Consider the following 14,062-nt stretch of genomic DNA (forward strand, 5'->3'; position numbering starts at 1 on the left):
ATTTAAACAAAATGGAAAAATATACCACTCGCACAAAACCTGCTGGGATAAAGAAGAAGATAAGGGCTATTTACTACTCGTTGTTTACCCTGAATGACACGTGCGACACGTGCACTGTAGACAACTACATAAAAGCCGTATATGAGAACAAACCGATGTCGATTAAGGAGCGTGGAATAGTAATGAAATCCATCGTCAGAAAGGCAGTATTGCGGCTTATGAACGAATACGCAAATCAGCTTGGCACGGAACAAAAAACAAAACAAGACGATTGTGTGCGCGAAATTTACCGTTACCAATCGCAAATTAATTGGCTGACAATAGCGTTGAACCTCGTTGTATTTGGAAGGTATGACGAGGTAGTGCGTCAACTGCAATCAAAGCTGCACATCGTAAAAAAAATCCCCACAAACAAAGAAGAGCATGATGATTTGATTAAAACCATCGAAGCCCTCATTCGTAGCAAGGAGATAAAACTGAAAGAAGAAAACGACAGGTACGAACGGCTTACTGAAACACAGGAACCCGAAAAAAGCCCACGAAGCATATTTATCGAAAACATACGGATATTCAACAAAACGCTCGAATTGCCTTACAGGCTTACGCTTGACATTACCCTGTCGGAATATATAGGTTATAGCAAAGATTACGAACAATTGGTAAAAAAAATAATGTTTGAAAATGGCAAAAAAAACTTCAAATAAAAGCTTTATCCCCGAAGAAGCAGCAGCACAAATAGAACGTCTGAATAAACTTCTGCCACAGACTGTAAACGAGTTAGAATCGCTATTCAAGGCGGCGGTAAATGTGTCGGGAGAGTTCAGTAAACTTTCGATAGACGCTAAGACGATGGCTGATTTGATTGAAAAACATAACGATACGACCAAAAAAACTACAAGTGTTTACAATGAGCAAAAAAGGTTGATTAACGAACTCGTAAGGCTTAAGCAAAAATTAGAGGCAGCTGAACGAAACTTAAACCGTCAAAACATACAAGCCAAAATCGACTTGCAGGCTCTAAATAGGGAGCAGAAGCTGCGTGCTACAATGCTATCTGCTTACACCACCCAGCTTGAAAAACTGATAGCTGAACAAGAAAGATGGAACAGGGTAGCTCAATATACCCTGAAAACCAAAGGAGAAGAAAGCAAGCTGTATCAGACGGCAGCAGGTAAAGCTAAGAATTTGGGAGATGAAATTTCGAAACTACAGATGCAGACAGGTAAAATGGCAGGTAAAATGGGTAGTGCTACTTATGCCACATTCTCTCTTACACAACTTATGCGTGAGCTTCCGAACTTCGCTATTTCCACCCGTATCGGGTTTATGGCAATTTCAAATAACTTACCACAGTTGGCAGATGGGTTTAAATTCCTTGCAAACAGTGTAGATGCTACGGGTAAAAAACTTGGCAACTGGGGAGCATTAAAAACATTTGCCAAATCGCTTCTATCTATAAACACCATATTGGTAGCAGCCAGCACATTAGTCATTATGTATGGCGATGAAGTAATGGAAGTTTTCACAGGCAAGGTTGGAGTAGCGAAAAAAGCACATCAGGATTTTATGAAGTCTTTGAAAGACGGAAATAACGAACTTACTAAAGCCTTTACAGAAACGGCAAGGTTAAAAGCGATATTGGAAAACGTAGATGGCGTTTATATTACCGCCACCGACGCCCTGAATGAGTATAATAATTCCATTGGTAAAAATCTCGGTGAAACGCAAGATTTAGCAACAGCACATCAGAATCTTATTGACAAAACCGAAGATTATGTTAAGGCTATGGGGATGATGGCTTATGCTAATACCATACTCGAAGTAGCGGTTAACAAAGCAAGCGAGGCGGAAGCAAAAAGAAGAGACAAACAGGTAAAGTGGTATAATAAGCTATTTGGCGGATTCAATTCACCCGATATAGACATTGTGTCTTTTTTGGATAAAGATGGAAATGAGAAACAATTCGACAGAGCCAGACAAGAAAGACTGTATAGCAACACAAATATGCCGGATTACAAAATAAAGAGCAAGGTAGATATTGAAGAAGAACAATTTAACAGGCACAGAGATATACTTAGAAAAATTATTAAAGAAAACGAGAACGCTTCAAGGGCGGAAATAAATGTGTTATTCAAGCGAGCTGTTCAGGCTGATAACTTACAAGAAGAAGCAAATCAAGGCATACGGGAATATTTTGAATTATTCGGAGAATTATCTGAATTTGCAGCCGGAGCCGATATAGACCTGTTTCCTAATAGCGATAAGGATGAAGAAAGTAAACGCACCATCGAAAAAGCAAAGGATATGTATATCAAGCGTGTTTACTACGACGAGAGGCGCGCTGCCTTAATTAACACGCTGGCGCAAGCCGAACAAGATAAACAAAAAACAACAACCGAAGGTATTTTAAACGACTTCAAACAAAGAGAAGCTGCGGCTACCAATTACTATGCTTCTACATTAAAACTTAACGGAATTGATGCAGATACAGCGATACGGAACTCCGAAGAGACACGAGACGCCGAAATAAGAAATATACAAGAAGCCATAGATGCAAATAAGGAAAAGTATGTAGATATAAATAAAATACGCGAAGATGTAATAAAAAAAGAGAACAAATACCTGAACGAAGAGGCTGAACTCCGCAAGAAATACAAGGGAAAAGAAGATTCCGAGGAATTTAAGCGCGAAATGGAAGCCCTCAATAAACGTAGAGAAAATAATAAAAAAAGAATTACCGATGCTGAGAAAGTGAACGAAGGAATCACTAAAGCTAACAACATCCTCCGGCAATCAGAAGAAAATGCTATCCAAAACCATAACGACCGCGTACTAAAGATTAATGACGACAGGAGAAAGAAAGACCTGAAAGCCGAAAAAACTTACCAACAGGACATATACCAGATTCGTTTAGATGCAATAGAGCAGCAAACCAACCTGATAAAACTCGGCGAGAAAGCGCGCTCGCAAGCTATTGAGCACGCAAAAAAACAGCTTGAACAGCAGATGAATAATATGAACATCGCTCAAATCATCGCATCAGTATTTGGATTCAGCAACGATACGGACTTTAAGCAACTCGATATTAACTATAAAGCCACCAACGCCAAACTGCAAAACACCAAAATGGCGATTGAGGCAGAGATGGCTCTGTACAAAGAAGGCTCGGAACAAAGAGAAAAACTGGCTCTGGAATTGGTTAAAGTAGAGATGGATATAAACGACGCCCGTCGCGACTACGAGCTTGAACAGGAAACCATGCTGCAGGAAAAAATGCTCGACCTGAAAAAGAAAACCGCCCAAGAGGGTTGGAATTTCATTGACACATTGGTCGACAATTCTTTCGAAAGGCAGAACGAATCGCTGCAGCGATGGAACGACGAGCAAACGGCAAGAATCGACCGTCAGTTAAAATCAGAAGTCATTTCCAAAGAGCAAGCCGAAGCACAAAAAATGGCAATCGAAAACCAGTACGCTCAAAAAGATTTAGAGTTGCGGCAAAAACAGGCAAGACACGATAAACTGCAAGCCCTTTTTGAAATAGGCATACGTACGGCCATGGGGATAGTAAACTATGCAGCAACTCCGCTGACAGCTCCTTTAATACCGTGGGTTATAGGAGTAGGGGCGGCACAGGCGGCTGTAGTGGCTGCAAAACCGATACCCGAATACTTCTTCGGTACGAGCGACCACGAGGGAGGATTGGCACGTGTGGGCGAACGAGGGCAAAAAGAACTTGTAGTAGAGCCTGACAAAACGTGGATTGCAACAAAAGACCAGATTGTAAACCTGAAAAAACACACTAAGGTAATACCATTAAAGCCTACCGACAAGCGCATTATGGAAATAGCAGCCTATGCAGGTATAAACAGGGACATGCAAACCATAGTAGTACAGGAAAACAAAGAGCAACTTAAAAAAACAGACAAAACAAACCATCTGTTAAAGCAACTGATAGCAAAACAAAGCGGCAGCGCACCAAGCAGAGGAGTTAAACAATTAAAAATAGGAAATTAATTATGGGGCCAATTACAAAATACACATTAGCCGACGAGAATTTCAGAGTATATACCGGAGACGACATCGTTATGATTGACGGGGAACGTCTTATTGTAGACAGCACAGGGAATGTGGTTCAGTATCCCGGCGAAAACTGGCAATGGGGGACTATAGGGCTTACCGATATTACAGAGCCTACAGAGGTGGTTTACAAGGGGTGTATATACGGCGACGCGGTAATAGCCCTATTAGACAGCCAATCGCAAACAAGCTACATCCCTGCACCTGCAACGGCCGACTCGCCCGAAAACTCCGTCAACGAGATGAAATTTACCATCCCCGCAGGAACTTTATTCATAATGTGCTCGTACGCCAAAAACGGTGCGAGGACACAGCCTATGGAAATACACATAGGCACGCAAACCGACATTACACCCTACGTAAGCTCGTGGGGCGACATAGAGGTGATAGACCAGCGCGAGGGCACATCGGGCGTTATATCGAGCGAGTCGTACCCCATACTGATAAACCAGCGCAAAAAGCGATACTTGGATATATCGGGCTACGACCTGATAAAACAACTGTACGACGACAAGGGCATACGTGCACGCGCCAAGATAATAGTGTACAAGCGCGACGATATAGACTGGCACGTTTATTATTTCCGCAAAGAATTTAACATCGACTTCGAAAGCTACAAGCGTACTCCTGAGCAAATATCGGTAGAGGTAAACTCTACCGTGCTTAAGGAGTACGTAAACTCCAAAGGGAGCACCAAGTACGATATACCGGTGGCAGAACTGAAAGACTCGCGGCAATTTAACTATACGCCCGTACTAATCAGTTCGAGAGGAAGATTTACAATGCCGGTAGGAATAGTAGACCAGACCACACAAAACGATAACAGGGTTTTATACTCCATTCCTATTACGTTCGACGAAATACAGACCGTACCCGGACACTCTGTATTTGAACTTGGTACACAAAACAATAAATGGTTTGACGAGGATGATTTCAGAGGAAGCGAACACTTCCTACGGGGTACTTCCAGAACCACCGCCACCACTCCTGCCGAAGTAAGGATTACTGCAAAATTCAGGGTAGTATGTTCTTATTGGCCTATATTAGTAATAAGAAGCGCCACCTTGTTTTTATACAAATACAACCTGAATACAAAGACCCGGACAGAGGTTTACAGCAAGAACATCCCCCCTAAAGGAGATGAAGATTTTGCAACCGACGTTGAAATTGACACAACAACAATCATTTCGTCAGAAAACGAAGTATTAAGCCTTGTAGTATATATATATGGCGAACCACTCGCAGAATACGTCAGAGCAAGAAGTGCCGAAATATCCGTCTTCGACTACTTCCGTGTGTATTGGCAGCAAACCATTAACGAGGACATAAAGCTGGATGTGATAAAGCCCGAAACCTTGCTCCGGTCGCTGCTCAACAGGATGAACGCGGGAGCTTTCAGCAGCGCGATAGAATGGGGCAATATAGACTATACCCCCCTACTCTGCGCTGGCGAAACCCTGCGTAATTTTGAAAACGCCCATGTACATACCTCGCTCAAAGATTTTATCGAGTGGATAAAGTGCAAGGGCTACGAGTACCACATACAGGGCGGTAAAATAACGTTCCGCAAGCGCGATGATAATTTCCGCCGCGACGTTACCACACTCCAACTTGCCCCAAGCGAGGTGGCGGAGCTGGCAGAGGAATCGAACCCCGACTTTGCCTATACCCAGATAGAGGCGGGATACAAAAAGGTGGACTACTCCAACTACAACGGCAAAGCCGAGCTGAACGGTACGTTCCAATACTCCACGGGGCACGTGGGAGCCACCGAGCGCAAACTGTCGCTGATAAGCCCTTACCGTGCCGACCCCTATGGCATAGAGTTTACTATATGGGAGCGGTGGAACGCATCCGACAAAGACGCCAAAGGCGACCCGTGGGGCGATATGCCAAACGACGAGGACACTAAGGACAGCGCAAGCGATAACGACCTGTTCGAGCTTGCCTCTGCAGAGGAAGGAGCGTATTATGGGTATTATAAAGCCGTTTACAGCGAATACAAAGGCGGTAGAATATACAATGCCATACTCAACCCCTACTTCCTGATAAAAGAGAACGAAAGCCTGATAGGCATTATTACCCAAGAGATAACCTATGCATCTACCACCAACTACCGCAAGGGAGTAGTAAAAGACACCCGAAGCGGCACAGAGGTGGCGGTAGACATATACTCGAACATAGCGATAAGCAAGAAACTGTTCGAACCTGTGTATTATATGATTGACGTAGGAACGTTTAAAGAACTACCCGACGAGCGCAACGGGCTGGTGCTGTTTCCGTACAGAAACGACTTAGGGGGCTACGACACTTACAAGGGATATATAAAACAGGTATCGAAAAACTACAGCCGCAATAAAAAAGAAGAGTGGATTTTGCTTGCCGTTAAAGATTAATTGTTAATTTTGTAGTACAAATTCACAGTTTATTATGAAAAAGTCAATCTTTCTTTTCGCTATTCTGATGGTTCTTGCATCATGCAATTCGTATGTAAAAGAAAAATATGGAGCAGATAAGGATTTTAAATTACGCAAAGGAGAAATATCTGAAAGTGTATTATACGATTACAGGCACTTGGTGGATGTTGATAATAAGAATCACTATTTAGACATTACCATTGGTACAGATGGAGTTCACTGTAATATAGGAAGTTTTCTTTTGTGGGACGACAAGTCCGACATTGTTATATATAGCGCATCTTATATATATAACAAAACACAAATAAAGTTCACATCAAGCGATAATTGGTATTTTAATGAAATTGAGGATTACGCTTTCGATTTATACAATGGCTATTTAATTGTAGGGAATCATCGATTTAGAGAAAGGCGATGACTGTAATTTTAATTAATCCTATTTCAACCATTTTATCATTGCTTCCGGTCCTGATACAACAAGAATAATTAATGCTATAGCGATAAATATTATTACAAGCAACGCATTACATCCAAGCATGGTATTATCGTGTTTCCGCTTTTCTTCGGGTGTATAATTACTAATGTTTCTTTCAGCTTGTTCACGCGCCTTGCGTCTTCCATACTTTGTATATGGATTGTATTGCTTGTGGCTTTGATAAGACGTACTTTTAACACCTGAATCATTATTGTTTTTTGATGTTGTGTTTTTTGAGTTATTATCCGAAACACTCACAATCATTAATGACAAAGCAAGTACAATTATTATCATAATAATAGAAAAATCCATATTTAAAACTTTATATATTTAACATTTTCACAAAAGTATCTAAATATTTTAACACACAAAATATTTCCCGCAAAATCCCTTGCCATTCCAAAAACTTTTTCTACATTTGTAGAAATCACTAAAAAACATTTTGGCATAAAATCCCAATGTATTGTTTTGCGCATAGGATGTATGAATAATACATCCTATTTTTATTAAATCATTTAATATAAATTGCGTTTTTCTTTTTTTTTGATTCAAACTGGAACTTACACAGAAAGGCGTGTTGTTGTAAATAATAGAGAAAAGGGGCATTGCGCCCCTTTTTATTTTTCTGTCTGATTCTTTACTAATTCTTTCCTCTTTTTTTAAATTTCTTCCCATGATATAGATTTTATCTATATTTTTGTAGTAAAATAGATAAAATGCCAGTATTCATATCCGATTATAGCAGCTTATTAACCCGCGAATATCAGACTCCCAACGAAGAAGATGTTCTTTACATTCAGAATTTCGCTGATACGGATTTGATACGTATGCAAATCAAGACAGACATTAGCATATCGCTATTTGTAAAAGATTTGAGTACCAACATAGATTCCGAAATCACCCCCGTTGTCTTTCCGCTCGACCAACAGTACAATATAAACGATTACTCCTTTACAAAACCAATAGGATGCTACGAATTAAAAATAGCAAATAGCGGAGGTGTCGTTTTGTTTTCAAAATGGTTTAACGTTGTGGGCGATGAGTGCCTGAAAAACACGGTAAAAATCAGGTATTCACATTCAAGAAATGAGCACGACACCGTGTTTATTAATCCCCAAACAAAAGAAAACCTTTACTTCGACATTCGATTTAAGGGCGGATTTTTATATCGAGAAAATGAGTATAAAACAGAGGACGAATCGTTTCGCGACCAGAATTATGCAGCTCACCTGATGTCCTCGTTCTCTTATTTTTCAAAAACGCTAACCATAGGCGATAGTAACGGAGTTCCCGACTGGGCAGGATGGAAATTGGCAAGCATATTTTCAAGAACAGATGTAAGGGTGGATAGCGTATCTGTAAAAAAATCAGAGGGCGCGGAAATTGAAAAAATAGATATAGGAGAATACTATCCCATGCGAATTTTCAAGATTCCAATAGAACTCGATAATCTGCATGAGCAAGCAATAGAAATACCCACAATAACAATTTATACCTCTGACAAAGGCGAGATATACACCTCTGACAAGGGAGAAATTTATATACAAGACAGGATATTATGATTTACGAACACAGAGAATTACACCAAGAATACAGAGAGTTATTCGGAGACTCCGCTACTGCCAACACCATGCTTGACGAGCATTACGCAGTAATAAAGAAAGACGGAAGCAATGCGGAAAAAGTATCCGGCGCAAGCCTATTCAGTCAATTACGTGAATTAATCGCCACAGGCGGCGTAACGATACCTCACAACCGTACAACAGATAAAAACAGTCAAAACGCCTACCAGCATTGGGATTTATCAACCCAAAATGTAATAAGAAAGGTGTCGCTGACAGAAATAAATACGGCTTTCACTTCCCCGAGTTCGAGTTACGAATCGGGATTATATCAGTACTATGCAGGTGACTACAACAATACCATGGTCATTCACCGTATATTTGACAGTGGACGTAGCATAGTTCAGTTCAAGTTTGAGGACGACGGGAAAATATACGTCCGAACGAACACAAACGGAACAATAGTAGACTGGTACGAATATGTGATAAAAAGTCATTCCGATTTGCAAGGAAAGAACGACGAAGCAGAATTTCAACACTACAATTCAAACACTCAGGCTCTAATATCTTTAATTGGTGAATCTGAACTAAACAACAATCTAACTGCTTTAAGTGGTGCATTTCTATATTCCGTAAAAAAAACAGATTCGGAGCAACGGTTTTTTGCCATACAAACAACCATAGGGAACAATAACTATCAATTCAAATTTGAAGCCGATAAGATTTATACCAGAAATAACATAAACTGGAGCGGAGATTATTCTTGGAAGGCTTACCCCGAAGTCAAAAATAGCATAGGCAGTGGACGTAACACAGGCGTGCCAATATCCAATGTAGCACTCGCTACAGCAAATTTAGGTAGCCAAACAGAAAACGGAACGATAACAGCCCCTATAGTGGTGGATTATTTCAATAAATCATCAGCTTTACTTCAAGATGGAGAATCAGTACTTAGCTCTAATGATGGACAATATCATTACGAAGCCCGCCCCATTGGAATAATTAACGTACCCGAATTATCTTTCACCGCAGTAAATAATTTCTTGGTAATAGAATTAAGCACGGGTAAAAAATACAAATGCTATCCTGATGGTACAAGCGAAGAAATAACAATTTAAGCTATGAACTGCAACGAAAAACAATTAGTCTACATCAACAAGCAGACAAACAATTTCCTTGTAAAGCAAATAATATTCGACAAGGACGGAAACAGGCTCGACCCGCTCAACTTTCCAATTCGGTTTGTTTATCGCGATTTTGGCGGCACAGTACGTTATGAGGCGTATTACGATATAGAAACGGGAATACATCACAATACAATGGTTGTAGGAGGTGATTTCTACGTTGTTTTCGACAATCCGCAGTTTACCACCGGGCAACTGACACGGGATATTATCACTTACCGCCAAATAGAGGGAAGCCCTGTAGTAACCACAAATGTAGAAACGCGCAAATCTTCGCTCTATATTACAAACGATTCAACCTGCCGTTGCGGAACGTACAACGAACAGGGTTATTGCTGTGTGGATGCCGAGGAAGAATACATTGCAGGCTGTGTGAATGTGATTGACACCATAGTTCACACCGCCGATTCCCCCACCGTTACCCTTACAGGCGATGGAACCGCCAGTAATCCCTTGATGGCTGAAGCTACTATTTCATTCGCTGACATAGAGGGACAGCCCAAAGACAACGAGGCTCTGAAAGAAGTGCTGGATAATATAGACACGGCTTTAGGCAAAAAAAGTGATAAAACAGAATTAAATAAATATCTGCTAATTTCAAGCCTTGCTACTGCATTAAGTGATTCCACTGTAACTGCACCAACAGCAAAAATACTATCACAAGTTAATGAAGAAATACATAAAGGCGGTATAGATATAATTAAGAAAACGTTTAAAGACAACAAGTCTTCATACACATCCTCTAATACTTCTTTCGCTGTAGATGCAGATGGAATTGCTACTTTGGATAGAATTAATCCTTCTAACTCTTCTTATATAGGAATAGACCCAAGACCTTTGAACTTAAGTATTGCTTCGGGTGCAATGGTAACTGTATCTGCTATCGTTAAAGCCAGTAAACCGATAGGTGTTAAAGCTAAATTTCTTATAGATAATCCTTATGGCAATCGTACATCTGATGAATTCGCAATAACTGATGAATGGACTAAAATATCATTCTACTATAATTTCGGAACATCTGATAAATCAAACAGAATATACATATCAGGAGATAATGATGGAATTATTTACATAAAAGAGGGTATCAGGCTATACGTAGGCAAATTAGATAGCTCATTAGAAGATATTGATGAAATAAAAGAACATCTGGACGAGATAAGCGAGGCATTAAATAGTAAAGCCAACAAATACGACACTACTACCTTTACTAATGGCGTAACATCTTCCGTTCCCTTGTCTTTCGATAATAAGCGGCAATACGCTGCTTGTGCCGAATCGTCAGGTAATATCACTCTTGCTTTCCCTGCTGAGATACCGGATAAAAATACCGAGCTGCTGTTAATTGTAAATGCCGGAGCACGCACCACTAATACAAACATTGTTATCCCTACAGCAGATATAACAAGAGATAACGCAGTGTATGAAATGGTAAACAAAACAGATAGCTCTTCAACGCCCCTTGTAGCAAATGGCAGCGTTGAGTTACACTTATTAATACAAGAAACGCAACGAGTTAAAAACAGCAAGCCCGTTTTTGAAATCAGAATTGCAGCACTATGAGACGAAGATTTTTCAACACTCCTGATTATTTAGGATTCGAAGCATACATTGCGCCCGCCGACTTCGATAGAAGCGTACAGCCTGTTGATATATATGATGTGTTTATCCGCGAAAAAAGCGTACGGAAAAATGCTGCATATATTTACTCCTATACCGATTCATTGCCGCTAACATTATCTTCTGTATTGGGAGTCAGCTACCTTGTTAGCGAGGTAGTTGATGGAAGGAGAAACGACACATTTACATCGGAAGGAAATGCGTTTACCACTGGTTCAACAGCGCGTTATATAATAGTGTACGACGATAACACTCCAAACGGAATATATAATTGCGCATTGCCAAATGGCACTGTTTGGGGATATATTACAAAAAAATATAATTCCATAACTGCAGCCGGAGGATACTTGAAGCAGGTACATGTTGAAGATTTATCGGCTATTATCCACATTCAAAACAGTGCGTTTTCAGCCTGTATTAACTTATCGGGAGTGCTTCACGTCCCCCCTTTGGTTACTACAATCGGGAATAACGCGTTTATTTATAACTATTATATAACCGACATTGAGTTCAATGAGGTATTAATCAGTGTAGGAACTGGTGCATTTAGCTGGTGTCACCGCATATCGGCATTAAACTTACCCGAATCGCTCACTTCGATAGGGAATTCGGCTTTTGCAATGACTAGCCCAACGTTTCAGGCAAGTGTAGCAGATATAGTAATTTCACCTTACATTTCATTCATTGGAGATGCCGCTTTTAGTGGTATAGGATATGATACGATAACAAGTAATTCGCCACATTATTCTGTTGTCGACAATATTCTTTATACCGCCGGACATGCCCGCTTGTTAGCCGTATCAAGAACGCGAACAACAGACGTCAACGTACATAATGACACAACAGAGATAGCATCAGGGGCGATGTATAATTGTAGGTTGATACACGATATAGTGCTGAGCAATAAAATAACAATTATATCAACAAATGCGATGGCATATTGCACAGGGGTAACAACGCCTTACACACTGCCCGGAACACTTCGGAGTATCGGCAATTCTGCCTTCCAGGATAATCAATCCCGACAAGGTGCATTGGTAATTCCGGAGGGAGTGACTAATATTGGGGCATCCGCTTTTTCAGGTAATGTCGGAATAACGAGCCTTTCCATCCCAACTACCATCGTAAGTATATGGGCAAATGCTTTTGGAGGCAATATAAATATAAATGACCTGACTTTGAATGCGCCTTATAATCCTCCTACATCTTTAACCAGTACGGCTTTTAATTATAAGTTTGATTTTAGCGACATTCTCAGTGCCGAAAGTGTGAACCAGTCAATTATAAATATAACATCAGGTACACCCGAAGACATAAAAACGCTCACAATAGGCAATACAAATAAAGAACGCCTGTTATCTGTTTATCCAAATGCTGAAACAGATGCTAATTCGAGAAATATTTACATTGATTAAATTATGAAATACTACATCCATCAAAACCGAATTTTCGCCTTTGCAAAGGCACTTCCGGAGGGCTACAAAACCTCCGAAAAATACGAAGACATAAACATCGCATACTTGCTGCTAAACGACAAACAAACGGCATTTTACGAAGCAAACAAAACAGCGTCGGTGTACGAAATTTGGAACATGCAAATAAAAAAACAGGAACTAACTGTTGCTGAAAGAAACGAGATAATCCGCTTTAAACGCCAACAGAGGTATGAAACCGAAAGCGACCCGCTTTATATGGCATGGCAAAAATACCTTGCTTTGGGAGAGCCTGAAAAAGCAGAAGAAGCAAAACAAAGCTGGACTAAAAAGATACAGGAGATTGAAACTGAATTGCCTTACGTCAAAACCAAGTAATAATTAAAGATGAACGAAATAACTACCTATACGGATAAAATACTGCTTGATTTGTTTGATTTCCTTTCGTGGTCGAAATGGCTTTTCATCCTTGCATTTGCCCTTACGATAGCAGATTTGAGGTTTGGCATACTTGCATCTAAGGCAAAGAAAATAGTCATAAAACGCTCACGGGCTTTGCGCCGCACATTCGACAAGATATGTAATTACCTGATATGGGTAATGCTTGCTTATGTGTTCGGTAAGGCTTTTGGCAATCCCTTTGGGATAGACCTGTTGCCCCTTATCATGCTCTTGGTGGTATACGGGATAGAACTGGAGAGTATTTATGTAAACTACTTCACCAGTAAGGGGAAGAAGATAAAAATAAACATATTCAAGTTTTTTAGCAAGAAAGTAGATATAATTGAAGTAGAGGAAAAGGACAATGATAACAAGTAAGTATTTTAAAGAGGTAGAATTTCAACAGCTCACACCTTCGTGTTCTTTACAGGATATGAAGCAAAGCACGATGAGTAAACTGGACACAGCCCGCGAGATTGCGGGGATTCCTTTTGTTTTAACCTGTGCTTATCGTTCGGTGGAATGGGATAAAAGTAAAGGCAGAAGCGGAACGGGTGCGCATACTTTAGGACAGGCAGTAGATATACGGTGTAATTCGGATGCTAACCGCTGGAAAATAGTAAACGCGCTTATTCGGGCGGGATTTAAACGCATCGGGATAGCCAAGTCTTTTATTCATGCGGATGATTCAGAACAACATACACAGGAAATCATTTGGATGTACTAATAAAAAGCGCGGTTGGATATGTGGAATAAAAATTTAGAGATATGAAAACATCAGACGAAATTGAAGGATGAAAATAAAACACGTAGTAATTATTTCATCCCTTTGTTTGCTCATTGGGTTTTTGTT

The 14,062-nt window shown here is 40.3% G+C and carries 13 protein-coding genes; 11 read left to right on the top strand and 2 right to left on the bottom strand.

Features of this window, described 5'->3' with window-relative positions; genetic code table 11:
* Positions 1–11 precede the first annotated feature (11 nt).
* From D0T49_RS04235 to D0T49_RS04250, 4 genes are read left to right on the top strand one after another with little or no spacing between them, the layout of a single operon-like run.
* Positions 12–704, top strand: a complete 693-nt coding sequence (locus D0T49_RS04235; RefSeq protein ID WP_163629345.1) for a hypothetical protein — start codon at positions 12–14, stop codon at positions 702–704.
* On the top strand, positions 682–4,017 hold the full coding sequence (locus D0T49_RS04240; protein WP_163629346.1) for a hypothetical protein: 3,336 nt from the start codon (positions 682–684) through the stop codon (positions 4,015–4,017). The genes D0T49_RS04235 and D0T49_RS04240 overlap by 23 nt, the downstream gene beginning before the upstream one ends.
* A gap of 2 nt (positions 4,018–4,019) precedes the next feature.
* Entirely contained in the window at positions 4,020–6,476 is a 2,457-nt protein-coding gene (locus D0T49_RS04245) for a hypothetical protein (protein ID WP_163629347.1), read from the top strand.
* Positions 6,477–6,510: 34 nt separating this feature from the next.
* Positions 6,511–6,915 (top strand): hypothetical protein, encoded by a 405-nt coding sequence (locus D0T49_RS04250; RefSeq protein ID WP_163629348.1) that lies wholly within the window; start codon positions 6,511–6,513, stop codon positions 6,913–6,915.
* 18 nt (positions 6,916–6,933) lie between these two features.
* Here D0T49_RS04250 and D0T49_RS04255 read toward each other — a convergent pair whose 3' ends face one another.
* Together D0T49_RS04255 and D0T49_RS04260 are read right to left on the bottom strand one after the other, a co-directional pair.
* Positions 6,934–7,284 (bottom strand): hypothetical protein, encoded by a 351-nt coding sequence (locus D0T49_RS04255; RefSeq protein WP_163629349.1) that lies wholly within the window; start codon positions 7,282–7,284, stop codon positions 6,934–6,936.
* 48 nt (positions 7,285–7,332) lie between these two features.
* Positions 7,333–7,647: a hypothetical protein gene (locus tag D0T49_RS04260; RefSeq protein WP_163629350.1), complete on the bottom strand. Its 315-nt coding sequence runs from the start codon at positions 7,645–7,647 to the stop codon at positions 7,333–7,335.
* A gap of 41 nt (positions 7,648–7,688) precedes the next feature.
* Here D0T49_RS04260 and D0T49_RS04265 point away from each other — a divergent pair, with 41 nt between their 5' ends.
* The 7 genes from D0T49_RS04265 to D0T49_RS04295 are packed head-to-tail and all read left to right on the top strand — an operon-like array spanning position 7,689 to position 13,936.
* Entirely contained in the window at positions 7,689–8,534 is an 846-nt protein-coding gene (locus tag D0T49_RS04265) for a hypothetical protein (RefSeq protein ID WP_163629351.1), read from the top strand.
* Entirely contained in the window at positions 8,531–9,652 is a 1,122-nt protein-coding gene (locus tag D0T49_RS04270) for a hypothetical protein (RefSeq protein ID WP_163629352.1), read from the top strand. The genes D0T49_RS04265 and D0T49_RS04270 overlap by 4 nt, the downstream gene beginning before the upstream one ends.
* 3 nt (positions 9,653–9,655) lie before the next feature.
* Positions 9,656–11,278, top strand: a complete 1,623-nt coding sequence (locus D0T49_RS04275) for a hypothetical protein (protein ID WP_163629353.1) — start codon at positions 9,656–9,658, stop codon at positions 11,276–11,278.
* Positions 11,275–12,750 (top strand): leucine-rich repeat domain-containing protein, encoded by a 1,476-nt coding sequence (locus tag D0T49_RS04280; protein ID WP_163629354.1) that lies wholly within the window; start codon positions 11,275–11,277, stop codon positions 12,748–12,750. Before D0T49_RS04275 ends, D0T49_RS04280 begins: the two co-directional genes overlap by 4 nt.
* 3 nt (positions 12,751–12,753) lie before the next feature.
* A complete protein-coding gene (locus D0T49_RS04285) occupies positions 12,754–13,146 on the top strand; it encodes a hypothetical protein (protein WP_163629355.1) in 393 nt (130 codons plus the stop codon).
* 9 nt (positions 13,147–13,155) lie between these two features.
* A complete protein-coding gene (locus tag D0T49_RS04290; protein ID WP_163629356.1) occupies positions 13,156–13,587 on the top strand; it encodes a hypothetical protein in 432 nt (143 codons plus the stop codon).
* Positions 13,574–13,936, top strand: a complete 363-nt coding sequence (locus D0T49_RS04295) for a D-Ala-D-Ala carboxypeptidase family metallohydrolase (RefSeq protein ID WP_163629357.1) — start codon at positions 13,574–13,576, stop codon at positions 13,934–13,936. The genes D0T49_RS04290 and D0T49_RS04295 overlap by 14 nt, the downstream gene beginning before the upstream one ends.
* Positions 13,937–14,062: the final 126 nt, after the last annotated feature.

The sequence above is a fragment of the Paludibacter sp. 221 genome, assembly GCF_010501035.1.
In the GTDB taxonomy this organism is placed as follows: domain Bacteria; phylum Bacteroidota; class Bacteroidia; order Bacteroidales; family Paludibacteraceae; genus QVMH01.

Coding starts and splice junctions, on each gene's coding strand:
- D0T49_RS04265 (WP_163629351.1), top strand. CDS start 7,689: ATGCCAGTATTCATATCCGATTATAGCAGCTTATTAACCCGCGAATAT.
- D0T49_RS04245 (WP_163629347.1), top strand. CDS start 4,020: ATGGGGCCAATTACAAAATACACATTAGCCGACGAGAATTTCAGAGTA.
- D0T49_RS04275 (WP_163629353.1), top strand. CDS start 9,656: ATGAACTGCAACGAAAAACAATTAGTCTACATCAACAAGCAGACAAAC.
- D0T49_RS04295 (WP_163629357.1), top strand. CDS start 13,574: ATGATAACAAGTAAGTATTTTAAAGAGGTAGAATTTCAACAGCTCACA.
- D0T49_RS04255 (WP_163629349.1), bottom strand. CDS start 7,284: ATGGATTTTTCTATTATTATGATAATAATTGTACTTGCTTTGTCATTA.
- D0T49_RS04290 (WP_163629356.1), top strand. CDS start 13,156: ATGAACGAAATAACTACCTATACGGATAAAATACTGCTTGATTTGTTT.
- D0T49_RS04270 (WP_163629352.1), top strand. CDS start 8,531: ATGATTTACGAACACAGAGAATTACACCAAGAATACAGAGAGTTATTC.
- D0T49_RS04280 (WP_163629354.1), top strand. CDS start 11,275: ATGAGACGAAGATTTTTCAACACTCCTGATTATTTAGGATTCGAAGCA.
- D0T49_RS04285 (WP_163629355.1), top strand. CDS start 12,754: ATGAAATACTACATCCATCAAAACCGAATTTTCGCCTTTGCAAAGGCA.
- D0T49_RS04240 (WP_163629346.1), top strand. CDS start 682: ATGGCAAAAAAAACTTCAAATAAAAGCTTTATCCCCGAAGAAGCAGCA.
- D0T49_RS04250 (WP_163629348.1), top strand. CDS start 6,511: ATGAAAAAGTCAATCTTTCTTTTCGCTATTCTGATGGTTCTTGCATCA.
- D0T49_RS04235 (WP_163629345.1), top strand. CDS start 12: ATGGAAAAATATACCACTCGCACAAAACCTGCTGGGATAAAGAAGAAG.
- D0T49_RS04260 (WP_163629350.1), bottom strand. CDS start 7,647: ATGGGAAGAAATTTAAAAAAAGAGGAAAGAATTAGTAAAGAATCAGAC.